The following is a 21,412-nucleotide window of genomic DNA, read 5'->3' as shown; positions in this document are numbered from 1 at the left end:
TGACAACTGATTTCGTGCCGATCGGGGGTAACTCCCCGGGTACCGGCGGTCTCCTCTGCCGCGTAACCGCCGGCGGCCGACGCGACTGTTCCACCGCCTAGGTCTGGCTCGAAGATTCGGGGAGGCGGGATTGTGACAACTGATTTCGTGCCGATCGGGGGTAACTCCCGGGGTACCAGCGATCTCCTCTACCGCGTAACCGCCGGCGGCCGACGCGACTGTTCCACCGCCTAGGTCTGGCTCGAAGATTCGGGGAGGCGGGAATGCGACGGTCCGTGGGAGTCTTCGCAGTGGGGGTCGGCGTCGCGGCCCAGGGTGAGGACATCGGATTGCGCGTGGTCGACCTGGAGGGTGGCGTGGTCTATGTGGTGGTCGTGGGCGAGGAAGTGGGCGAGGTCCTCGCGGACGGCGTGGCAGTCGTAGCCGGGTTCGACCAGGACGTGTGCGGAGAGGGCGGGGGAGCCGGAGGTGATTTCCCAGATGTGGAGGTCGTGCACCTCGACGACGTGGTCGCGGCCCGCCATGGCGGCGCCGATGACGGCCGGGTCCAGGTTCTCCGGTGCGGCCTCCAGGAAGATGCGGCCAGAGGCGCGCACCAGGCTGATTCCGGCCTTCACCATGAGCGCGACCACGATCAGGGTGGCGATCACGTCGGCCTGCACGAATCCGGTGAACATGATGACCGCGCCCGCGACGGCCGTGGCGATGAAGCCGTACATATCGGTGAGGATGTGCTGATACGCGCCTTCGACATTGAGGCTGGTCCGATTGGCGCGGCTGATCATGAGCGTCGCGAGCAGGTTGATCACCACACCGATGAGCGCGGTGATCAGCACCAGTCCGCCGGTGACCTCCGGCGGATCGAATAGTCGGCGCACCGCCTCGAAGGTCAGCCAGGCCGCGAGCACCAGCAGTGTCGCGCCATTGGCCATGGCGGAGAGGATCTCCACGCGCTTCCAGCCGAAGGTCATGCGTCCGGCGGCGGGCCGCGCGGCGAGTCGAATCGCCCACAGCGCGAGCACGATCGAGGCCGCATCGGTGAGCATATGCGCCGCATCGGAGAGCAGTGCCAGCGATCCGGACACCACGGCGACCACGACTTCGCCGATCATGTACGCCACGATCAGCGCCAGTGCGCCCGCCAGCCAGCGTTTATCGCTGTCGGCCGAAGCTCCGTGCGCATGCCCGTGACCGTGATCATGGCTGTGCTCGTGTCCTGCACCCACGTCGTTCTCCTCTCAATGCCGACCGCAGGAGATCATATGCACACATCGCTATGTATGCAAGGTTGAGGACGTGTCATCCAGGTCCAACCGTGTGTCTCGCACCGCCTGTTCCCGCTGCAAAGATGCACCGGCGGCGGCACTGCACGCGCTGCCACCCGAGTTCATTCGCCCAGTTCAGCCCGCCGCGGGTGCGGCGTACGCCGCCGGCGCGTGGGGGAGTTGCAGAACCGTCCAGGATTGTTCGACGGTATAGGCGGGGTGGTGTGAGGCGGCCGGATCGGCGGCCAGACCTTCGACGCGAGTCCAGTGGTCGGGCCCGGACGGGATGCTCTCGGTATAGCGGAAGTGCAGATGGCCGTGAAAGTGCAGGGCAGGCCGCAGCTGCTCGACAACCCGCTGGACGCGGTCCTGATTCGGGAAGCACTCTGCCTTGTTCTTGCGATTGAATTTCGGCGCGGAAGCGCGCGGTTTGTCGTGGGTGAGCAGAATGTCCACCGGTGAATCCTGTTCGGCGAGCAGGGTTTCCAACTCGTCATCGGTCATCTCCTCCTCCGGGAACCACAGCATTCCGGCCGTCTTCGGATGCCGCCCGGAGCCGTATCGCCGCCGCTGCGCCGCCTGCTCCTCCTTGCGCGCCTCGCGCGCCAGCCTCCAGCCCTTATCCGTGGACCGGGCCCCGCCGAAGGCCGCGAAGGTGGTGTCCTCCCAGGTCCAGCGATGTCCGCGCGGCGCGAACCGCAGTTGCTTGCGGCAGATGAGGAACCCCTCCGCATCACGCTGCTCGTCGTAGAGCTCGTGCAGCAGCGAGGATTTGTCGTGATTGCCGTCCAGGAAGTACACCGTCACGCCGGCCCGCCGCGCCGCCTTGTTCACCACATCGAAGTACCGCCGCCCCGAATGCATGTGCTCCCACGCGCCGAAATCACCCACCGCGAACACCCGCGAGCACCCGTTGTCCACCGCGACCTGCACCAGCTTCAGCGCATGCGCCGTGTTCCCGTGCACATCACCCACGATCAAGACATTCCCCATCGGGACATGCTCGCAGCTGCGCGTCTGCCCGGCATCACCTATTTGCCCCGGCGCGTCCGGAACGCCCGACCTAGGCTGGCCGTCATGAACTCTGTGTTGGTAACCGGCGCGGGCCGGGGGATCGGTAAGGCCGTCAGCGTGCGCCTGGCGCAGCAGGGCTGGCAGGTCTACGCCGGTGTCCGCAAACTGTCCGACGGCGACGCGCTGGTGGAACTGGACTCCCGCATCACCCCGGTGCTGCTGGACGTCACGAACAGCGAGCACATCGCAGCCCTCGACACCGTCCTCCCCGCCGACCTGACCGCCGTGGTCAACAATGCCGGCGTGGTCGCCGACGGCCCCGTCGAACTCCTCGAACTCGATGCCCTGCGCAATGAATTCGAGATCAACGTCTTCGGCACCCTCGCGGTCACCCAGGCCGTCCTCCCGCGCCTGCGCACCACTCGCGGCCGCATAGTCTTCATCTCCTCCCTCAGCGGCCGCATCTCCACCCCCGGTACCGGCGCCTACAACTCCTCCAAATTCGCCCTCGAGGGCCTGGTCGACGCCCTCCGAATCGAATTGCGCCCCTGGCGAATCCACACCTCCCTCATCGAACCCGGCCCCATCGCCACCGACATGTGGGCGGACGCCGTCGCCATGGTCGACACCACCACCGCCAAACTCACCCCCGCCCAACTCGACCTCTACGGCCCCCACATGTCCGGCATGCGCAAAATGGCCCAGCAGGTCCAGCGCACAGCGGCTTCCCCGGACACCGTCGTAGCCGAGGTGGAAAAAGCTCTCACCGCCCGAAACCCCAAGTCCCGCTACGTAGTAGGCCTAGCAGGCAAAGCCCAGGTAATCGCCACCCAACTAACCCCCACCCCCATCCTCGACGCCCTCCTGGCCATGGCCGCAGGCATCAAAGGCAAGCGTTGACCGCAGCATCGAGACAGGGCGCCGGCGGGAATCCGTTCTGTTCGGTTCGTCGCGGGGGTGACGACTGATTTCGCGCCGGTCGGGGTAACTCCTCGGGTACGGGCTAACCGGGCCGCCGTCTCCCCGCCGGCGGCCGACGCGACCGCAGTACCACCTGGATGGGGCTGAAAGTCCCGGGGAGGCGGAACAGCACGAAGACCGCCCCCGGGCGAGAGGTTCCGGGGACGGTCCTGTGCGCAGGCGGTACGGGTACCGGCCCACGACGGATCCGAGGTCGTTCGGATCCGCAGGTGCGCGGCCGATCGTGTCGGGCCGCGCAGCTGGGGGCACTGCGGGAGTCGGCCGCAGCGCTGGAGGGGGAGGGTCAGGCGGTGGCGGGGTCGGTTACGCGGTACGCGGCCAGGGCGTCGATGCGGGCGATCGCGTCGGTGATGATGCGGTCGATGAGGGCTTCGACGGTGGGGAGGTCGTCGATGATGCCGGCCACCTGGCCGGAGGCGAGGACACCCGCGTGGGTATTGCCTTCCACCAGACCGGCTTTCAGCAGCATGGGGGTGTTGGCGGCCATGATCACCTGGGACCAGGCGAGGTCCTTGTGCTTGCGCATGGCGATGCCGTCCTTGACGATGGTCGACCACTTCATGCCGGTCATGCCCTTGAACTTGAGGGCATTCGAGGCGGCGGCGGCGAATCCGCGGTAGCGGCCGGAGTTCTCCAGCTTCCGCACCAGTTCGGTATTGAGCACCCGGTGCGGCATGCCGTCGACCTTGGTGGAGACGATGGTGTCCTGCAGACCGCGCTGCAGGTACTCCTGCTTGACCGCCTCCGGCACTCTGCTCTCCTGCGTGAGCAGGAAGCGGGTACCCATGGCGACACCGGCCGCACCGTAGGACAGCGCGGCGGCGAGACCACGCCCGTCGAAGAAACCACCGCCGGCGATGACCGGAATATCCACCGCGTCCAGCACGGACGGCAGCAGCAGCGTGGTGGCCACGGAACCGGTGTGGCCACCGCCCTCACCACCCTGCACGATCACCGCGTCGGCGCCCCAGGAGGCCACCTTCACCGCGTGCTTGGCCGCGCCGATGGACGGAACCACCACCACGCCATTGTCTTTCAGCCGCGCGATGAGTTCCTTCTTGGGCGCGAGAGCGAAGGACGCGACCTTCACCTGCTCGCGGATCAGCAGCTCGATGCGCTCGGGAGCGTCGAAACCGTCGGCGCGGATATTCACGCCGAAGGGCTTGTCGGTCTGCGATTTGGTCTTGGCGATGGCCACTTCGAGTTCTTCGAAGGTCATGGTCGCCGAGGCCAGAATGCCCAGGCCGCCCGCATTGGCGGTGGCCGAGACCAGACTCGGTCCGGCGACCCAGCCCATACCGGTCTGCACGATCGGATGCTCGATGCCGACCAGTTCGGTCAGCGGAGTCTTCAGCCGAGCGGTCATGCCTGTACTTCCTTTTCGCGGAAGCCCTTGGGGTCGAGCACGGTTCGGATGATCCGCAGCTCTTCTTCGGTGGGGATGCGGGTTTCGCCGGCGTCGGCGAGGCCCGCGACCTCGAACGTGGTGTTCTCGGCGACCTCGTCGGCGGTCACGCCCGGGTGCAGTGACAGCGCGCGCAGGGTGTGGTCCGGTCCGTTGAAGTCGAACACGCCCAGGTTCGACACCACCCGGTGCAGGTGGTGGAACCGGTAGGCCGGGTTCTCGGGATCGATCTTGTCGTAACCGATTCCGGAGACGATATCGACGGTTTCGACGAACACCCGCTTATTGTGCTTGGGCACGAAGTAGCTGGTGGCGTGGTTGATGGTATTGCCCGGGGCGCCGCGCACACCGAACATCTGCCGCGACGGCTGCTGCAGCGGGCCGAAGGCGGACAGGTTCTGATTGCCGAACTTGTCGATCTGGTTGGCGCCCATGACCACATGGCGACGCCCGGAGGCGACCACGTCGAACACCTTGGAGAACGGAATCCAGCCTTCGACCGGAGCCTTGCCGCCGATGGGCGGGACCTCGGCGAACAACAGCGCCTCACCGTCGGACAGCAGCAGATCCGGCTCGAAGGTGAGCCGCGCCAGCCGGGCGCCGATGGTGGTGACGGTGGACATCGGGCTGGCCATGATCTCGCCCGCGCCGCGGAAGATCTCCGCCGCCGCGACAACGCAGATCTCGGCGCGAGTGATCGTGGTGGTCTCGGTCATTACTTCTGCTCCTCGGCGAAAGCGCGGACGGCAGCCTGGTATTCGTCCTCGGAGACGTCCAGGAAGCGGGCCTTGAACTCGGCCCAGGACTCGGGGGTCTTGGCGGCCTCGACATAGTGGCGCTGGAACTTCTCGTCACGGCCGTAGCTGCCGGAGAAGGTGAAGTGCGCGCCGCCGGGGGCCTCGACCACACCGTCGACCATCATGCGGTTGAGGATGATCGCCTGCTGCGGAACGGCTTTCACCAGCTCGTCGGTGTCGACCAGACGATCGACCGACAGGTAGCGGCGCTCGGCGGCCAAGCTGTAGAGGTCGTCGAAGTACGGGTCGACGCCGGTGTAAGCGGCATTGCCGTGCTTATCGCCCAGATCCAGGTGGACGAACGAGGCATCCAGGTTTAAAGCCGGCATGGCGATGAGGGTTTCGCTGCGGCCGTCGGCATCGGCGTAAGGGGACTGAACAGTCTTCAGCTCACCCTCCCAGAAATCGACGACCGCCGAGCCCAGCCCGGCGCGGATCGGCAGGAACGGCAGTCGCGCGGCGGCAGCCTGCAGACCGCACTTGACCATGCCCTCGTCCATTTCACGCACGGTGATCTCACCGCTGGTGCGCGCCTTGGAGAACCACGGATCGTAGAACGGCGCGGAATCCAGGGAGACGAAGCCGTAGTACGCCTTCTTGACCTTGCCCGCAGAGCACAGCAGACCCAGATCCGGTCCGCCGTAGGTGACAACCGTCAAATCCTTGATGTCCGAACGCAGAATCGCGCGGACGAAGGCCAGCGGCTTGCGGCGCGAACCCCAGCCGCCGATGCCGATGGTCATGCCGCTGCGCAGCTCGCCGACCACGTCGTCGAGGCTCATTCGTTTGTCGCGCATAGTTCTTACGCCCCCTTCTGCTGTGCTGATTTTTTCTGCGCAGCCAGGTCGTCATCGAACCGGGCGCGAATCTCATCGGCCACACCGGCGAGATTGAGCTCCATGGTGAAGCCCTGCTCGAACCGGTAGGACTTGTGCACGTCCTGCACGTCGATGCCGTTGAGCGCCTTCTTGGCGGCGCGAATGACGCGGCCGTCCTTGTTGGCGATGTTCTTGGCGACTTCCATTGCGGCAGCGTCGAGTTCGGGCCGCGGCACGACCTTGAACACCGAACCGTAGTGGTGCAGCTGCTGTGCGGTGAGCGTGCCCGCGGTGTAGAACATGGTCCGCATCAGGTGCTGGGGGACCAGGCGGGACAGGTGGGTGGCCGCACCGAGCGCGCCGCGGTCGACCTCGGGGAGGCCGAAGGTCGCGTCGTCGGAGGCGATGATGACATCGGAATTGCCGACCAGGCCGATGCCGCCGCCGAGGCAGAAGCCGTTGACGGCGGTGACGACCGGTACTTCACAGTCGTAGACCGCGGCGAAGGCGGCGAAGCAGCCGTGGTTCGCGCGAATGAGGGCGGTATGCCCGGTATCCGCGTTCATCTCCTTGATATCCACACCGGCGTTGAAGCCCCGGCCCTCGGCGCGCAGCACGACGACCTTGGTCTCCGGGTTGCGGCCGGCCGCGGTCACGGCATCGGCGAGCGCGAACCATCCGTCGGAGGGCAGAGCGTTGACCGGCGGGTAGTCGACAGTGACGACTTCCACGCCTTCGGTTTCGGTGTGACGGATGATTCCCATCGCGCCTCCTTTGAGTTGGAGCTGCCCATCGTTGGCAAAACAAGCAAGTGCTTGGTAGGTTAGCACGGTGGCAATCGAAGTGAACCTCTCCGGCTCGGTCGTCCTGGTCACCGGCGGCGTCCGCGGAGTCGGGGCCGGTATCAGCCGGGTATTCCTGGACGCCGGCGCGACCGTGGTGGCCTGTGCCCGCCGGCCCGCCGACATCCCCGTCGAGAGCAATGGGCGAGGCATCGACTTCCTGCCCTGCGATGTGCGCGACCCGGATTCGGTGCGCGAACTCGTCGATTCGATCGTGGCGAAGTACGGGCGGCTCGACACCGTGGTCAACAATGCGGGCGGTGCACCGTTCGCCCTGGCAGCCGATGCCAGCCCGAACTTCCACTCCAAGATCATTCAGTTGAATCTGCTCGCTCCGCTGCTGGTCTCGCAGGTCGCCAATGAGGTCATGCAAAAGCAGGACGATGGCGGCTCGATCGTGATGATCTCCAGCGTCTCGGGCCACCGCGCCTCGCCCGGCACCGCCGCCTATGGTGCCGCGAAAGCCGGTGTGGACAGCCTGGTTTCCTCGCTTTCGGTGGAGTGGGCGCCGAAGGTCCGGCTCAACTCGGTCATCGTCGGCCTGGTCAATACCGAGTCCTCGCACCTGCACTACGGCGACGATGACGGCATTGCCGCGGTGAGCAGCACGGTTCCCATGCAGCGCATGGCCGCTCCCGAGGACATCGGCCGTACCGCGGTCTTCCTCGCTTCGCCGCTGGCCTCCTACATCACCGGTGGTTCGCTGCTGGTGCACGGCGGCGGCGAGAAGCCGGCCTTCCTGCAGGCCTCCACCGCCGACGTCCCCGCCGTCTCCGGCCACTAGCCGGACCCCTTCCCCCTTTTCACTCACCCAGCGAGGTAATCGATATGACCGACAACAAGATCTGCGACGGCCGCGTCGTCATCGTGACCGGAGCGGGCCAGGGCATCGGCCGCGCGCACGCGCTGGCGTTCGCCGCCGCCGGAGCCAAGGTCGTGGTGAACGATCTGGGCGCCGAGCTCAACGGTGCACCGAGTGCCGATTCCGGCGCCGCCCGCGTCGTCGAGGAGATCCGTGCCGACGGCGGCGAAGCCGTGGTGAACGGTGACGACGTCTCCGACTGGGAGGGCGCGCGCCGTCTTGTCGCCACCGCGATCGAGACCTTCGGCCGACTGGATGTGCTGGTCAACAATGCCGGTATCGTCCGCGACCGCATGCTGGTCAACCTCGCCGAGGACGAGTGGGACGCCGTGATCAAGGTGCATCTGAAGGGCCACTTCGCCCCGATGCGCCATGCCGCCGACTACTGGCGCAACGAGTCCAAGGCCGGCCGTCAGCCCGAGGCCCGCATCATCAACACCAGCTCGGGCGCCGGCCTGCTCGGCTCGGTCGGCCAGGGCAACTACTCCGCCGCGAAGTCCGGCATCGCGGGCCTGACCCTCACCGCCTCGGCCGAATTCGCGCGTTACGGCATCACCGTGAACGCCATCGCCCCGGCCGCCCGCACCCGCATGACCGAAACGGTCTTCGCCGATATGATGGCCGCCCCCGAGGACGGCTTCGACGCCATGGCCCCGGAAAATGTCTCACCCCTGGTGGTCTGGCTGGGCAGCGCCGATTCCGCCGGTGTCACCGGCCGCATGTTCGAGGTCGAGGGCGGCAAGGTGACGGTCGCCGACGGCTGGCGGCACGGCGTCTCCACCGACCGCGGCGCCCGCTGGGAGCCGGCTGAGCTGGGCTCGGTGGTCCGCGACCTGCTTTCGCAGGCCACCACCCCGGAGCCGGTCTACGGCGCGTAAGAACTAACAAGATCAAATACACGGCAACACCCACATCGCCGGCACTCCCACGGGAGTGCCGGCGATTGTCGTTCAGCGAGGCGACAACTGATCTCGCGCCGATCGGGGTAACTCGTGGGGGACGAGCTAACTTGCCCCCACCTCACCGCCGGCGGCCAACGTAACTGTTGGCCCGCCTGGGTCCGGCCTGAATTTCCGGGGAGGCGGAACGGTAGCTGTCTTATTGGTCTGAAATGTCGCTGTTGGGTGGCTGAGGATGGCTCACCTTGGCCTTGTTCCGGGGGTGAGGCGGGGATTGCAGGTTGGCAGAGTCTGCCAAAAGTGCTGTCCCACTTGCTGATATTCGGTACAGGGGCTATACGGCAGGCGTACGGTTTGTTGAATCCCCTAATGGCGTACGGAGTTGTGCGGGGTGAGGTGGTGGCCGGTACGATGACCGCGTTCCGCAAAGGTCCGGCAATCAGGGCAGTCGGGACCGATGTGAATTGCTCCACACGGTTTGGGGCACGCAGACTGCGCAGTATCGATGAGGGGATGGCTGTCGCATGATCTTTGGTCGTGCATTGCGCTTGGCGGCGGTTGTCGGCGCCGTCACCGGTTCCGCGCTGCTCGGGCCGATCCCCGCCCAGGCGCAGACGGGCATCGATCTCGACCCCGCGCCGGGCACGGGCGCACAGCCCACCGTCGGAGCTCCCGCACCTGTCGCCGTGACCGCACCGGCGAATCCCGTTGCCGGGCCGCCTGATCTGCTGGCCGCGATCCTCGGTCTCGGCACCGGTTCGGCCGCCGTCGGTTCGGCAGGCGCCGGATCCGCCGCGGCCGGCTCGGCCGGAGCGGGCGCGACCGGCCTCGGCATTCTGCTCGGCGGCACCGGTTCGGCTGCGTTGGGCGCAGGTTCGGCCGCGGTCGGCTCCGCGGGCGCGGGCACCGGTTCCGCGGTGCTCGGCACCGGTTCCGCCGGACTGGCGACCGGTTCCGCGGCACTCGGAACAGGTTCCGCGGCAGTCGGATCCGCAGGCGCCGGGACCGGCTCCGCACTCGGCCTCGGTTCCGCGGCGGTAGGTTCCGCCGGTATCGGCACCGGCGCGACGCTGCTCGCCACACTTCTCGGAACAGGCTCCGCCGCAGTCGGTTCGGCGGCCGTTGGCTCCGCCGCCGTCGGCTCCGCCGGTCTGGGCGCGCTCTGCACCGGTTCCGCCGCCGTCGGCTCCGCCGGAATCGGTTCGGCCGCACTGGGCTCCACGGTCGGTGGCAGTTCCGGAGCCGGTTCCGCCGGTGCCGGTTCCGCCGCTGCCGGTTCGGCGGGCGCCGGTTCGGCCGGAATCGGTTCGGCCGGTGCGGGTTCCGCCGGAGCCGGTTCGGTAGGCGGTGGTTCGGCGGCATCGGGTTCCGCCGCCGCCGGTTCTGCCGCAGCGGGTTCCGCGGCGGTCGGCTCGGCCGCGGTCGGTTCCGCCGGAGTCTGTGCCTCACCGCTGCTGCTCCTGCTGATTCCGCCGCCGAGCCCGGCCGCCCCCGCGGTGCCGCCGGTGCCGCTGCAGATCCCGTCGGTGCCGGATGTGCCACTGCCCGCCATCGCGCCGGTGGTCGCGCCCGCGCCGCCGGCCCCCGCTCCCGAGGCCCCGCCGGCGCCCGCGCCGCCGCCTGCGCCGGCTCCGGCACCCGTTCTGGCACAACCGAACCCGGAGGTGCGGCCGACGTCGGCCAATACCCCGCTGCCGCCGGTGAAAATGCTGTCGGTGATCGGCGGATTGATCGCACTCACCCTGGCGGGCGCGGGCTCCGGCGCGGTGAGCTTCCAGGGCGCTTCGGCGGCGCAGGCGCGGGTCGACGCCGCGCGCGCCCTGTTCTTCGGACCGAGGGTATGAGGGGACCGAGATGACGGAGAGCCGGGCACATAGCATCGGGTCCTACCGGCGGGTGGCTGCGGCGGTGGACGCGGTGTGCGCGGTGGCCGCGGATTTCGACGCCACCAGCCTCGACGAGGTGGTACTCGCCATTTCCGCGGAGCGTTGCCGGATGATCGAGATCGCCAGCGCCCAATTGGGTCCCGGCGTCTGCGGTCAGCGCCGTTCCTATCCGGACAAGGATGTGATCGTGCTGGCCTCGGCGCTGCCGAGCCGCGATCACACGCTCGCACACGAGTTGGGGCATATCGTTTTCGACCATCCGGGTGAGGCGGCGACCGAGGTGGTGCTGGAGGCCAGCGACGATCTCATCGCCTACATGCTCAGTCAGCGTGCGCACCAGGCCGTTGATCTCGGCGAGGACGAGCAGTGCGAGTGGGAGGCGGAGACCTTCGCCAGCATGCTCATGACCCGCCTGCGCGTATTCAACAGCCGGGGCGCAGGCGTCTCGGTACTTCGATTCGATGAGGCGCTCGGATGACCGAGTCAGGGCCCGGAGGAGGCAGCTTGCGTAACCACGTAGGGCCCCTCGGGCATCCGAGAGAGGGCACCGCATGACCTTCTGGCTGACTGCCCTGTTGATTTGGATGGCCGCCGGGGCCCGGGTCGGCCGGGTGCTGGTGAAGCCCGCCACCACTTCTCGCGTCGCGATCGTCATCGCCGTCGCGTCGGTGGCGCTCGCCGCCACCGTCTGCATTCCGGAAGTCGCTGTGGCAGTGGATCATCTGCTGCCGAACGGCGTGCACGGCGACTGGTTCTCCGATCGCCTGACCACCGCCTCGTGGATTCTGTTCGGCAATTCCACCTCGGTGGTCGCGGCCGCCGCCTGGCCGGTGGTGTCGCGCCGGAATCTGCGCCATGTCGCATGGGCGATCTATGCGGTCGGCGCGGTCGCCATGGCGCTCACCCTGCTGTGGTCGATCACCTTCGGCTGGATCGCGGTGGCACTGGAATGCCTGTTCATCGTGATCACCGGTGTGCGGAACCTGGATTGGACCGCACTCGGCCGCGGTATCGCGCTCTACACCGCGGGCACCCTGGTGGTCGGCGTGCTCGCCGTACTGTCGGCATTTCGCGGTTTCCGGCACGAAGCGATGGCGAAGCCGGATGCGGGGGACTGGTTCTGGCCGGTCTGGCAGCTCGCGAGCCTGCTCGTGGCCGTCGGCGCGGTCTGGATCGTGATCGAGCTGTGGGCGCGAGCCCGGCTGCTGCTCAAGCAGATTCGCACTTTGCATCGTGTCCTGATCGCCCGTTTTCCCGAGGTGGTCTCGAAGGATCAGAGCGGAACCGCCACACAGCTCAAAGCTTCCGATCAGGTCGCCCAGATCATGGATGCCATGTATCTGCAGTCCGGCGGCGGTATGGAACTGCCCGGCGCCGGAACTCCGCCGGATGCGGTGGCCGAACGCGCGGTCAAGGTGGCCGAGTGGGCCCGAAATCCCTTCGGCGACGTAGTGATCGACGGCCGCTGGATCGCACCGCCGCCGGGAGTCGGTCCGCGGGGCTGGGTCCAGGCCATCGCCCGCGCCTTCGATGCCGGCGCCGCGAATACCGCAGCGCCCGTGGGCCGCAGCGCCGCGCAGCGCTAGCCGGGCTGGATGCTCTACTAGTCGAAGTTCACACTGTCCGGGCTGGAAGTTCACCCGGTGCTGGCCAGGAGTACCGGAGAGCGTCGGCCGGAGTACACACGGCGCGCTAATCGGAGTTACCCGCATTGTGATCGGACCCATGCGATCGCCGGGTCTATGGCTTAGTTGAGCCAATGTCTTATTTGTGTCTACAGAAAGACTTACTTGGGTTGCGCTTTACTTTGGCATGCCTTAGTTGGACGCATTGCCATGGCGGTCGGCACAATGCCGCGACCGATTTGCGCACTTCCTGTGTACTCGACACAACTGACTTTGTGCACGGGACCATATTTATTGTGCACACAGCACAATAGGGCACTTGTCGCAGATGGTGCATTGAGGGCGAAACGCTCACATCACACAAAACGACATAGTGCACATAACGAGGCGATCAAGGTCCGGGTCGAACCGGGTCGAGTAACGCCAGGTTTGTGCATAACGCACCAGCGCAGGGGTCTACGCCACATGGCCTCAGCATGCTGAGACCGGTGCAACACTCTTCATCCGAGCCGCATGGCTCAGCGGTGAGTGGCGCTGCCCTGCAAGCAGCGCCGTTCACCACACCGGGGCCAGGCACCTGCAGTACCTGGTCGGGCAGGGATCAGTCCTGAGACGAACCAGCACGATGCGACCTCCGAGTCGGCCACACCGTGATGCCTCGAATCAGGACCTATTCCGTGCCGTCAGGAGGAATTTCGGGCAGCCCTTCGCTGGCCCGCAACTTCTCCGCCATGGAGGTGAGGAGGTTCTGAGATTCCTCGGAGAGATCGAACGCCCTACTCGACAGACGACGGAGTCCATAGCCCTGCAGCTGGGACAACAGCTCGAGATCATGGTCGATCTTGGCTGCGTAGATGTCGTTGAAGAAGTAGTCCGGTTTGACCTTGAAGAACTTTGCCAGCGCAGCCACCGTCTCATCTGAGGGGTTCGTGCGCTGTCCCGACCGCAACTGCGAGAGATACGGTTTCGAGATCGGATGGCCGGAGGCCGTCAATGCGGCCGCCACCTCTGCGTTGGTGTGCGGCTTTCGCCCCGGGGGATGCACGGTTTCGAACAGCTTGTTCAGCCGCGCCGCGAAATCAGCCATTGTGAGCCGCCCAATTCCCTTCGCTGTACTAACAGTCGTTATCTCGGATACGTATCATTGATATTAGCGGCTCAGTAACTGAAAACCTACGCCTGATCCGCGATTTCCTTGAAGCTTCTAGGCGGTGATCCGGTGAACCGGCCGTGGCTTGGGTGTTTGCGGGCCAGCGCCACCGTTCTTGCGGAGGGCTTAAGAGTCCCGGTTCTGGCCCGTCGCGAAGGTCTTCCCCGACGGGCCGTCGGTAACCCTAAGATAGCTGACGTCTCATCTTCTTGTCTGTAGCGGAGTTTGTGTGGCGTACGCCACGTTTCGCGACAAGTGGGATGAACGTTCAACCTAGGCCGAAAATGATTGAAGTGACCTAGATCCGCTCGATGATGGTGCCCGTCGCGAGCGCGCCGCCGCAGCACATGAGGATCATGGCGGTCTGCTTGCCGGACCTTTCGAGCTCGTGCAAAGCCGTTGTGATGAGCCGGGTTCCGGTGCTGCCCACCGGATGTCCGATGGCGATCGCGCCGCCGTTGACGTTCACGCGATCCAGATCGGGCTTGTGCACCGACGCCCACGACAGCACCACGGACGCGAAAGCTTCATTGATCTCGAACAAGTCGATATCGCCGATGCTCATCCCGCTGCGCTCCAGCAGTCGCTGGCAGGCCTGCACCGGACCGTCCAGGTGGAATTCGGGCTCGCCGCCGACCAGGCACTGCGCCACGATGCGGGCGCGCGGGCGCAAACCCTCACGCAGCGCGGCATTTTCGTCCATGAGCAGCACGGCCGAGGCGCCGTCGGAAATCTGCGAGGAAGTACCGGCGGTGTGAATTCCGCCCTCCAGCACCGGCTTCAGCTTCAGCAGGCCCTCGCGGGTGGTCGCGCGCAGACCCTGATCGCGGCTGATGTCCGCGACCTCGCCGGTGAGATTGCCTTCCTTGTCGACCTGCGGGGCGCCCTTGATGGTCAGCACCTCGCGGTCGAACCGGCCCTGCTCCCACGCCTGCGCGGCCAGCCGCTGCGAGCGCTCGCCCCACTCGTCGACGTCGTCGCGAGTAATGCCGCGCCGCTTGGCAATTCGCTCGGCCGCCTCGAACTGGTTGGGCATATCGATATCCCACGACGCCGGACGGCGCGGCCCGGCGTGCGTTCCGACGTTGGCGCCCAACGGAACATGGCTCATGGACTCCAGGCCGCAGGCCAGTCCGGCCTCGATGGCGCCGGTGGAAATGAGGCCGGCGACCAGACCCGCGGCCTGCTGCGCCGAACCGCACTGATTGTCGATGGTGACCGCACCGGTCTGCCACGGCAGTCCGGCGTGCAGCCACGCGGTGCGGGTGACGTTGTTGGACTGCTCGCCGACCTGCATCACGCAGCCGCCGATGACCTGTTCGACCAGGGCCGGATCCAGCGGGGTCCGCGCGAGCAGTCCCTTCTGTGCTTCGCCCAAGAGCTCCGCGGCGTGCAGTCCGGCCAGCCAGCCGTTGCGCTTGCCGATGGGTGTACGTGCGGCCTCGACGATGACGGGGGTACCCACGATGTCATTCCTTCCGGATCAGAACTGGAACAAGTTCTCTACAGGTAATGTAAGACAATTTTGGTTCCTTCCCTAGTCTTACCGCCTGTGCTTGAATATAGGTAGAACGTGTTTCAGTTAGTCAAAGGAGACAGCTGGTGGTTGACACCCAAGCCCGGCCGAACGTGCCGCACGGTTTCGACGTCACGGACCCGGAAATGTGGCAGAAGGGAGTGCCCGACGCGGAACTCGCCGAACTGCGCGCCGCCGCGCCCATCTGGTGGAACGCCAAGTCCCCCGAAACAGGCGGCTTCCAGGACGACGGCTTCTGGGTGATCAACAAGCATGCCGACGTCAAGACCATCTCGCGCCGCGACGACGTGTTCTCCGTCTGGGAGAACACCGCCATCCCGCGGTTCAACGATGACATCACCCGCGAGCAGATCGAACTGCAGCGGTTCGTGATGCTGAACAAGGACGCCCCCGAGCACACCAAGCTGCGCAAGGTCATCGCCAAGGGTTTCACCCCGCGCGTGATCAACGGCCTGCGCGCCGAACTGACCGCCAGGGCCGAAGCCATCGTCAAGGCGGCCGTGGCCACCGGATCCGGTGATTTCGTCGAGCAGGTGGCCGCCGAGCTGCCGCTGCAGGCGATCGCGGAACTGATCGGTGTGCCGCAGGAAGACCGCATGAAGCTCTTCAAGTGGTCGAACGAGATGACCAGCTACGACGATCCGGACAGTGACGCCGATCCGGTGGTCGCCTCCACCGAGATCCTCGGCTACGCGTACCAGATGGCCGAGGCCCGCCGCGCCTGCCCGGCCGACGATATCGTGACCGAGCTGATCAATGCCGACGTCGACGGCGAATCGCTGCTGCCCGAGGAGTTCGGGTTCTTCGTCATGGTGCTGGCCGTCGCCGGCAACGAGACCACCCGCAATGCCACCACGCACGGCATGGTCGCGTTCCTGGAAAACCCGGACCAGTGGGAGCTTTTCAAGGCGCAGCGGCCGAAGACCATGGCGGACGAGGTCATTCGCTGGGCCACCCCGGTCAGCAGCTTCCAGCGGACCGCACTGGCGGATGTCGAGGTCGGCGGCGTGCTGATCAAGAAGGGCCAGCGGGTCGTGATGTCCTATCGGTCCGCCAATTTCGACGAGGAGGTGTTCGAGGATCCGCACACCTTCAATATCCTGCGCGATCCGAACCCGCACCTGTCCTTCGGCGGCACCGGCGCGCACTACTGCATCGGCGCGAACCTGGCCCGGCTCGAGGTCGAGATCATCTTCAATGCGATCGCCGACTACATGCCCGACATCACCCGACTCGGTGACCCGCAGCGACTGCGCTCCGGTTGGCTGAACGGCGTCAAGTCGTTCCAGGTCGACTACGGCACGAAGGGCGGCGGCTGCCCCGTGCAGCACTGAGCTGTGCCGCCTCTCCGGAACCTTGGGCCTGACCTGGGTGGTGGCGCGGTTGCGTCGGACGCTGGCGGTTGGGGCCGGGGACGGTTCGCCCGTACCCGGTGAGTTACCCCGACCTTACGAAATCAGTTGTCGCCCCTGGCGATAAGAGGAGCGGGAGACTGGATTCCAGTCTCCCGCTCCTCTTTTGTTCGGCCCGGTATGTCGTCCGCGGCTACGCGGGTTTCATTGTCCCCATGGCACGTTCGACTTCCCAGAAGGCGCGCAGCGCCAGAATCTGACCGCTCTCGTTCACCCGGTAGGTGAAAACGCCCTCGGCATCGATGATCTGGCCACCCATGGTGGTGCGGATGCGGCCCGGATAGACCACCTCACTGCCACAGGCGAACGAGTCGTCGAAGAGGAATTCGATGGAGTCGGTCTGCGCGATCGCCTTGTCCCAGAACGCCGCAATGGCTTCCGCGCCGCGGTGACCCTTGCCTTCGGGATCGAAGAACGACGGCCCGACGGGATCCTCGACAATGCCGTCGGCGGCGAACAGCGCCACCCACGCGTCCTTGTCCTTGGCGCGCACCGCGGCCTGCGAGGCGCGCCCGGCTACCCGTGCCGGATGCTGTTCGTCACTCACGGCTGCTCACTCCCGACCACCCACATCGAGAAGTACTGCGAGCCACCGCCGTACGCATGGCCGAAGGCCTTGCGCGCGTTCTCCACCTGGTAGTCGCCGGCCCGGCCCATGACCTGCTTGGCGGCCTCGGCGAAGCGGATCATGCCCGAGGCGCCGATCGGATTGGAGGACAGCACGCCACCGGACGGATTGACGGGAAGCTTTCCGCCGATGGCGGTTTCGCCCGCATCGGTGAGCTTCCAGCCCTCGCCCTCCGGCATGAAGCCGAGGTTCTCCAGCCACATGGGCTCGAACCACGAGAAGGGGACGTAGATTTCGGCCGCGTCGATCTCTTCCAGCGGATTGGTGATCCCGGCCTGCTTCCACAGTGCTGCGGCGGCGGCCTGTCCGGCTTTGGGATTCACCTGATCGCGCCCGGCGTAGGCGAGCGGTTCGGTGCGCATGGCGGTGCCGTGGATCCAGGCCACCTTCTTGCCGGTGGCCTCCACGGCCTTGGCCGCGGCTTCGTCACCGATCACGATGGCGCAGGCGCCGTCCGAGGACGGGCAGGTCTCGTCGAAACGAATGGGGTCCCACAGCATTTGGGACGCCATCACCGATTCCATGGTGATATCGGCCTGCTTGAGATGCGCGTACGGATTGCGCGCGCCATTGCGGCGATCCTTCACCGCGACCATGGCCCCGATGTGCAGGGGCGCGTTGGCGCGGCGGATGTAGGCGCGCACGTGCGGGGCGAAGTAGCCGCCCGCGCCCGCGCCGACCGGCATGGTGAAGGGCACCGGATTCGACAGCGCCCACATGGCGTTCGACTCCGACTGCTTCTCCCAGGAGATGGCGAGCACCTTGCCGTGCACACCGGCCTGCACATGGCTGGCGGCGACCACGGCGGTGGACCCGCCGACCGAACCGGCCGTATGCACGCGCAGCAGCGGTTTTCCGGTGGCGCCCAGCGCATCCGCGAGGAACAGCTCCGGCATCATGGAGCCCTCGAAGAAGTCCGGCGCCTTGCCGATCACCACGGCGTCGATATCGGCCATGGTCAGACCGGAGTCGATGAGCGCCCGGTCGATGGCCTCGCGGCACATCCCCGCCATCGACACATCGGACCGTTTGGTCACGTGATGAGTCTGACCGGTGCCGAGTACGGCGGCAGGGTTAGTCATGAGCGTGCCTCCAGGGTGGCGACCAGGTTCTGCTGCAGCGCGGGACCGCTACTGGCATGTGCCAGTGCGCGATTCGCGGTGCCATTGATGATTTCGGTGGCGGCGAAGCCGATGCGCTCCAGGCCGGCCGAGAACATGGGGTTGCCGGACAGCGGGCCGCCCGACGAGTTGATCCGGGTGGAGCCGCTCAGGCCCAGCGCCTGCGCGAGGATGAGTTCTTCGTGGCTGAACTGCGCATGCAATTCGGCGAGATCGAAATCGCCTGTGCTGCTGCCGATCGCTGCCTTCGCGGCACGAGAGGCGGACTGCGAGACGGTGAGATCGCGCGCACCCAGGATCGGGGTGTCGATGTAGTGCGCGATGCCGGTGAGCCAGGCCGGGCGCTCACACAGTTCGCGCGCCCGGTCGCCGACGGCCAGCACGATCGCGGCCGCGCCATCGGTGATGGGAGCGATGTCATGGGAGCGGAACGGATCGGCCACATACTCTGCGGCCAGCAGCTTTTCGATATCCGACTCGGTGCGCGCGGTGGCGCTGCCGCCACGGGCGGCGGCATTGGCGGCGCTGCGCGCGGCGACCTCGGCCATATCCCGCTCGGTCCAGCGTCCGGCGTCCAGACCGGCACGGGCCTGCAGGCCCGCCATGGACACCGAATCCGGGCCCAGCGGCGCGACCAGGTAGGGATCGGTCTGCAGGGTCAGCACCTGGCGCAGCACACCGGCCGACGCCTTGCCGAAGCCGTAGACCAGCGCGGTCTCGGCCTGCCCGGAGCGCAGCTTGACCCACGCCTCGTACAGCGCCCAGGCCGCGTCCATCTCCACATGCGATTCGTTGATCGGCGGCACCGCGCCGATGGCGTCGATGGCCGAGATGAACGAGAAGGCGCGCCCGGCAAGGTAATCGGAGGAGCCCGAGCACCAGAAGTCGATATCGGTCTGCTTGATGCCGAGCTTGTCGTACAGCTCGTGGAAGCAGGGCGCGAGCATCTCCACGCCATTGGTGGTGCCGAAGGTCTCCGGCACATGCGGTGCGTGGGCGAAACCCACCACCGCGATCTCAGTTGCGTTGCTCAACGTTGTCAGCCTTTACAGGTGGTGCGAGAAGGACTCGTACGTGGCATCGGGCTCGCCGGTGGGCTCGAAGTGGTCGATATTGGCCAGCCCCAGACCCCACTCCTCACGCGGCTTCCAGACGGCCTTGACCTTCATGCCCATCCGCACCTCGCTGGCATCCACGCCGAGCACCAGGTGCAGGAACGGGATATCGGTGCCGTCCAGCAGCACGTACGCGGCGACGTACGGGGGCTTGAGGCGCTGGCCCAGGAACGGCACGTTCACGATGCAGAAGGTGGTGACGATGCCGGTATCGGCGACCTCGACATAGTCCTCGGTCGGCGAACCGTCCCGCGGATCGGCGCCACGCGGCGGGAAGTACACCTTCCCATCGGATTCCGCGCGCGCACCGAGCAGTTTGCCCTCCAGGATCGCCTTCAGGAATTGGGTCTCCTGCGGTGAGGCGGTGTGCTTGAAGGACAGATCGACGGGCGTCACGATGCCGGTCACCGGTGCGTCCGAATCATCGGATTCGGCAGGCGCATCGGATGTTTCGCCCGGTTCGAAGCAGGCGATGTCATGGATGTCGCCGGTGCGCTCGGCGGCCCAGCGGACGCGCACCCGCAGGCCGGTGGAAATATCGGCCGGTGCGGCCACATCCACGGCGTGCAGGATCGCGGTGTCCGCGCCGTCGAGTTTGATGAGCGCGTAGGCGAACGGGCGGTCGAAGGGCTGCCCGGGCAGCGGTTCGGCCACCCAGCTCCACGACTGCACGGTGCCCACATCGGCCACGTCGACGAATTCGGTCAGCGGTTCCGCGGTGATCGGATCGAATTCCGCGGGCGGCACGATCACGCGCCCATCGGAGCCCCGCACCCCGACGACCCGCCCGGAACGCAGCCCGGTGAGGAAGCGTCCGATGGTCGGTCCGGTGGAGCGGGTGTAATCGAACTTCATCCGCAGCGGTGCGGCGAGTACTTCGGTGTTCCCCAGAGTCACGAGATCGAGTAGAACAGGTTCTAAAGAAGGGTGCAAGAGCCCACTTGGGAAGGGAACCGAACATGCGCTTTGGGTTGCAACTCGGATACTGGGGCGCGCAGCCGCCCACGAACACCGCAGAGTTGGTTGCCGCCGCCGAAGAGGCCGGATTCGACGCGGTGTTCACCGCCGAATCCTGGGGTTCGGATGCCTACACACCGCTGGCCTGGCTGGGGTCGAGCACCAGCCGGGTCCGGCTGGGCACCTCGGTGGTGCAGATGTCGGCACGCACGCCGACCGCCACCGCCATGGCGGCGCTGACCCTGGATCACCTCAGCGGCGGGCGGCACATTCTGGGCCTCGGCGTGTCCGGGCCGCAGGTGGTGGAGGGGTGGTACGGGCAGTCGTTTGCCAAGCCATTGCAGCGCACCCGCGAATACGTGTCCGTGATCCGGCAGGTGCTGGCTCGCGAAGGCAAGGTCCAGAACGACGGACCGCACTTCCCGCTGCCCTTCAACGGTCCGACCGCGACGGGATTCGGCAAGCCGCTCAAGTCGATCACCCACCCGCTGCGGTCCGATCTGCCGATCTGGCTGGGCGCGGAGGGTCCGAAGAATGTGGCGCTGACCGCGGAGATCGCCGACGGCTGGCTGGCCATCTACTACACCCCGCGACTCGCGGATATGTACAACCAGTGGCTCGACGAGGGCTTCGCGCGGGCCGGTGCCCGGCGTTCGCGGGCGGACTTCGAAATCGCCGCGACCGCGCAGGTGATCTTGACCGACGATACGAAGGCGGAACTCGACCGGCTGCGGCCCTTCATGGCCCTCTACATCGGCGGTATGGGCGCGGAGGACATGAATTTCCATGCCGAGGTGTACCGCCGGATGGGCTACGGCGAGCAGGTCGACGAGATCACCCGGCTGTTCCGGACCGGCCGCAAGGACGAGGCCGCCGCCGCGGTGCCCGACGAGCTGATCCTGGACACCACGATCATCGGCGACGAGGCGCACGTGCGGGAGCAGCTGGCGGTGTGGGAGAAGGCCGGCGTGACCATGCTGCTGGTCGGCGTGCGGGATGTGCGGCAGTTCGAGCGGCTGAAGCCGCTCATCCAGTCGTAGAACCTGTTTCAGAATTGGGCCCGCTCGGCACCGCCGGGCGGGTTCGTTCCGTTCTTGC

The 21,412-nt window shown here is 66.6% G+C and carries 20 protein-coding genes; 8 read left to right on the top strand and 12 right to left on the bottom strand.

Going from position 1 to position 21,412, the window contains the following annotated elements; translation table 11 throughout:
• Positions 1-230 precede the first annotated feature (230 nt).
• Positions 231-1,226, bottom strand: coding sequence for a cation diffusion facilitator family transporter (locus tag OG716_RS28845; protein ID WP_405133727.1), 996 nt, complete (start codon positions 1,224-1,226; stop codon positions 231-233).
• Between the two features lie 174 nt (positions 1,227-1,400).
• A complete protein-coding gene (locus OG716_RS28840; protein ID WP_405133726.1) occupies positions 1,401-2,258 on the bottom strand; it encodes a metallophosphoesterase in 858 nt (285 codons plus the stop codon).
• Positions 2,259-2,342: 84 nt separating this feature from the next.
• Here OG716_RS28840 and OG716_RS28835 point away from each other — a divergent pair, with 84 nt between their 5' ends.
• Complete coding sequence (locus OG716_RS28835) at positions 2,343-3,179, top strand: SDR family oxidoreductase (RefSeq protein WP_405133725.1); 837 nt, start codon at positions 2,343-2,345, stop codon at positions 3,177-3,179.
• A gap of 364 nt (positions 3,180-3,543) precedes the next feature.
• Here OG716_RS28835 and OG716_RS28830 read toward each other — a convergent pair whose 3' ends face one another.
• Genes OG716_RS28830 through OG716_RS28815 form a run of 4 tightly spaced genes read right to left on the bottom strand, consistent with a single transcriptional unit; the run spans position 3,544 to position 7,044 of the window.
• Positions 3,544-4,626: an NAD(P)H-dependent flavin oxidoreductase gene (locus OG716_RS28830; protein ID WP_405133724.1), complete on the bottom strand. Its 1,083-nt coding sequence runs from the start codon at positions 4,624-4,626 to the stop codon at positions 3,544-3,546.
• Positions 4,623-5,381 (bottom strand): CoA-transferase subunit beta, encoded by a 759-nt coding sequence (locus OG716_RS28825; protein WP_405133723.1) that lies wholly within the window; start codon positions 5,379-5,381, stop codon positions 4,623-4,625. The genes OG716_RS28830 and OG716_RS28825 overlap by 4 nt, the downstream gene beginning before the upstream one ends.
• On the bottom strand, positions 5,381-6,259 hold the full coding sequence (locus tag OG716_RS28820) for a CoA transferase subunit A (protein ID WP_405133722.1): 879 nt from the start codon (positions 6,257-6,259) through the stop codon (positions 5,381-5,383). The genes OG716_RS28825 and OG716_RS28820 overlap by 1 nt, the downstream gene beginning before the upstream one ends.
• Positions 6,260-6,264: 5 nt before the next feature.
• Positions 6,265-7,044 carry an enoyl-CoA hydratase family protein gene (locus OG716_RS28815; protein WP_405133721.1) on the bottom strand — a complete coding sequence of 260 codons (780 nt, stop codon included), beginning with the start codon at positions 7,042-7,044 and terminating at the stop codon, positions 6,265-6,267.
• Between the two features lie 67 nt (positions 7,045-7,111).
• Between OG716_RS28815 and OG716_RS28810 the strand changes: the two genes are divergently transcribed.
• The 5 genes from OG716_RS28810 to OG716_RS28790 all read left to right on the top strand — a co-directional run bounded on the left by OG716_RS28810 (position 7,112) and on the right by OG716_RS28790 (position 12,355).
• Positions 7,112-7,906, top strand: coding sequence for an SDR family oxidoreductase (locus OG716_RS28810; RefSeq protein WP_405133720.1), 795 nt, complete (start codon positions 7,112-7,114; stop codon positions 7,904-7,906).
• Positions 7,907-7,950: 44 nt separating this feature from the next.
• Positions 7,951-8,862, top strand: a complete 912-nt coding sequence (locus OG716_RS28805; RefSeq protein WP_405133719.1) for an SDR family oxidoreductase — start codon at positions 7,951-7,953, stop codon at positions 8,860-8,862.
• A gap of 545 nt (positions 8,863-9,407) precedes the next feature.
• Positions 9,408-10,727: a hypothetical protein gene (locus OG716_RS28800; protein WP_405133718.1), complete on the top strand. Its 1,320-nt coding sequence runs from the start codon at positions 9,408-9,410 to the stop codon at positions 10,725-10,727.
• A gap of 10 nt (positions 10,728-10,737) precedes the next feature.
• Entirely contained in the window at positions 10,738-11,247 is a 510-nt protein-coding gene (locus tag OG716_RS28795; protein ID WP_405133717.1) for an ImmA/IrrE family metallo-endopeptidase, read from the top strand.
• 73 nt (positions 11,248-11,320) lie between these two features.
• Positions 11,321-12,355, top strand: a complete 1,035-nt coding sequence (locus OG716_RS28790) for a hypothetical protein (protein ID WP_405133716.1) — start codon at positions 11,321-11,323, stop codon at positions 12,353-12,355.
• A 709-nt stretch (positions 12,356-13,064) separates the two neighbouring features.
• On the opposite strand, the gene OG716_RS28785 is transcribed toward OG716_RS28790, so the two are convergent.
• A complete protein-coding gene (locus OG716_RS28785; protein WP_011207048.1) occupies positions 13,065-13,481 on the bottom strand; it encodes a helix-turn-helix domain-containing protein in 417 nt (138 codons plus the stop codon).
• Positions 13,482-13,842: 361 nt separating this feature from the next.
• Positions 13,843-15,009 carry a steroid 3-ketoacyl-CoA thiolase gene (locus OG716_RS28780; protein ID WP_355123960.1) on the bottom strand — a complete coding sequence of 389 codons (1,167 nt, stop codon included), beginning with the start codon at positions 15,007-15,009 and terminating at the stop codon, positions 13,843-13,845.
• Positions 15,010-15,206: 197 nt separating this feature from the next.
• Here OG716_RS28780 and OG716_RS28775 point away from each other — a divergent pair, with 197 nt between their 5' ends.
• Positions 15,207-16,415, top strand: a complete 1,209-nt coding sequence (locus OG716_RS28775; RefSeq protein WP_355124837.1) for a cytochrome P450 — start codon at positions 15,207-15,209, stop codon at positions 16,413-16,415.
• 211 nt (positions 16,416-16,626) lie between these two features.
• Here OG716_RS28775 and OG716_RS28770 read toward each other — a convergent pair whose 3' ends face one another.
• The 4 genes from OG716_RS28770 to OG716_RS28755 are packed head-to-tail and all read right to left on the bottom strand — an operon-like array spanning position 16,627 to position 20,212.
• Entirely contained in the window at positions 16,627-17,040 is a 414-nt protein-coding gene (locus OG716_RS28770) for a nuclear transport factor 2 family protein (RefSeq protein WP_405133715.1), read from the bottom strand.
• Entirely contained in the window at positions 17,037-18,203 is a 1,167-nt protein-coding gene (locus OG716_RS28765; protein WP_355123963.1) for a thiolase domain-containing protein, read from the bottom strand. The genes OG716_RS28770 and OG716_RS28765 overlap by 4 nt, the downstream gene beginning before the upstream one ends.
• Entirely contained in the window at positions 18,200-19,276 is a 1,077-nt protein-coding gene (locus OG716_RS28760; RefSeq protein WP_405133714.1) for a thiolase domain-containing protein, read from the bottom strand. The genes OG716_RS28765 and OG716_RS28760 overlap by 4 nt, the downstream gene beginning before the upstream one ends.
• A gap of 12 nt (positions 19,277-19,288) precedes the next feature.
• A complete protein-coding gene (locus tag OG716_RS28755) occupies positions 19,289-20,212 on the bottom strand; it encodes a Zn-ribbon domain-containing OB-fold protein (protein ID WP_405139963.1) in 924 nt (307 codons plus the stop codon).
• Positions 20,213-20,316: 104 nt separating this feature from the next.
• Between OG716_RS28755 and OG716_RS28750 the strand changes: the two genes are divergently transcribed.
• The gene (locus OG716_RS28750; protein ID WP_355123969.1) at positions 20,317-21,354 is read left to right on the top strand and encodes an LLM class F420-dependent oxidoreductase; all 1,038 of its coding nucleotides are present in this window, start codon (positions 20,317-20,319) and stop codon (positions 21,352-21,354) included.
• Positions 21,355-21,412 lie beyond the last annotated feature (58 nt).

This window comes from Nocardia sp. NBC_01388, from assembly GCF_045040085.1.
Taxonomy (GTDB): Bacteria; Actinomycetota; Actinomycetes; order Mycobacteriales; family Mycobacteriaceae; genus Nocardia.
Note: the sequence above shows the minus strand (reverse complement) of the source record. Positions and strands in the feature narration are given on the sequence as shown.

What these genes read in the sequence shown, in the direction of transcription:
- OG716_RS28840 (WP_405133726.1), bottom strand. Translation starts at nt 2,258, where the DNA reads ATGGGGAATGTCTTGATCGTGGGTGATGTGCACGGGAACACGGCGCAT.
- OG716_RS28835 (WP_405133725.1), top strand. Translation starts at nt 2,343, where the DNA reads ATGAACTCTGTGTTGGTAACCGGCGCGGGCCGGGGGATCGGTAAGGCC.
- OG716_RS28830 (WP_405133724.1), bottom strand. Translation starts at nt 4,626, where the DNA reads ATGACCGCTCGGCTGAAGACTCCGCTGACCGAACTGGTCGGCATCGAG.
- OG716_RS28825 (WP_405133723.1), bottom strand. Translation starts at nt 5,381, where the DNA reads ATGACCGAGACCACCACGATCACTCGCGCCGAGATCTGCGTTGTCGCG.
- OG716_RS28820 (WP_405133722.1), bottom strand. Translation starts at nt 6,259, where the DNA reads ATGCGCGACAAACGAATGAGCCTCGACGACGTGGTCGGCGAGCTGCGC.
- OG716_RS28815 (WP_405133721.1), bottom strand. Translation starts at nt 7,044, where the DNA reads ATGGGAATCATCCGTCACACCGAAACCGAAGGCGTGGAAGTCGTCACT.
- OG716_RS28805 (WP_405133719.1), top strand. Translation starts at nt 7,951, where the DNA reads ATGACCGACAACAAGATCTGCGACGGCCGCGTCGTCATCGTGACCGGA.
- OG716_RS28800 (WP_405133718.1), top strand. Translation starts at nt 9,408, where the DNA reads ATGATCTTTGGTCGTGCATTGCGCTTGGCGGCGGTTGTCGGCGCCGTC.
- OG716_RS28795 (WP_405133717.1), top strand. Translation starts at nt 10,738, where the DNA reads ATGACGGAGAGCCGGGCACATAGCATCGGGTCCTACCGGCGGGTGGCT.
- OG716_RS28790 (WP_405133716.1), top strand. Translation starts at nt 11,321, where the DNA reads ATGACCTTCTGGCTGACTGCCCTGTTGATTTGGATGGCCGCCGGGGCC.
- OG716_RS28785 (WP_011207048.1), bottom strand. Translation starts at nt 13,481, where the DNA reads ATGGCTGATTTCGCGGCGCGGCTGAACAAGCTGTTCGAAACCGTGCAT.
- OG716_RS28775 (WP_355124837.1), top strand. Translation starts at nt 15,207, where the DNA reads ATGTGGCAGAAGGGAGTGCCCGACGCGGAACTCGCCGAACTGCGCGCC.
- OG716_RS28765 (WP_355123963.1), bottom strand. Translation starts at nt 18,203, where the DNA reads ATGACTAACCCTGCCGCCGTACTCGGCACCGGTCAGACTCATCACGTG.
- OG716_RS28755 (WP_405139963.1), bottom strand. Translation starts at nt 20,212, where the DNA reads ATGAAGTTCGATTACACCCGCTCCACCGGACCGACCATCGGACGCTTC.
- OG716_RS28750 (WP_355123969.1), top strand. Translation starts at nt 20,317, where the DNA reads ATGCGCTTTGGGTTGCAACTCGGATACTGGGGCGCGCAGCCGCCCACG.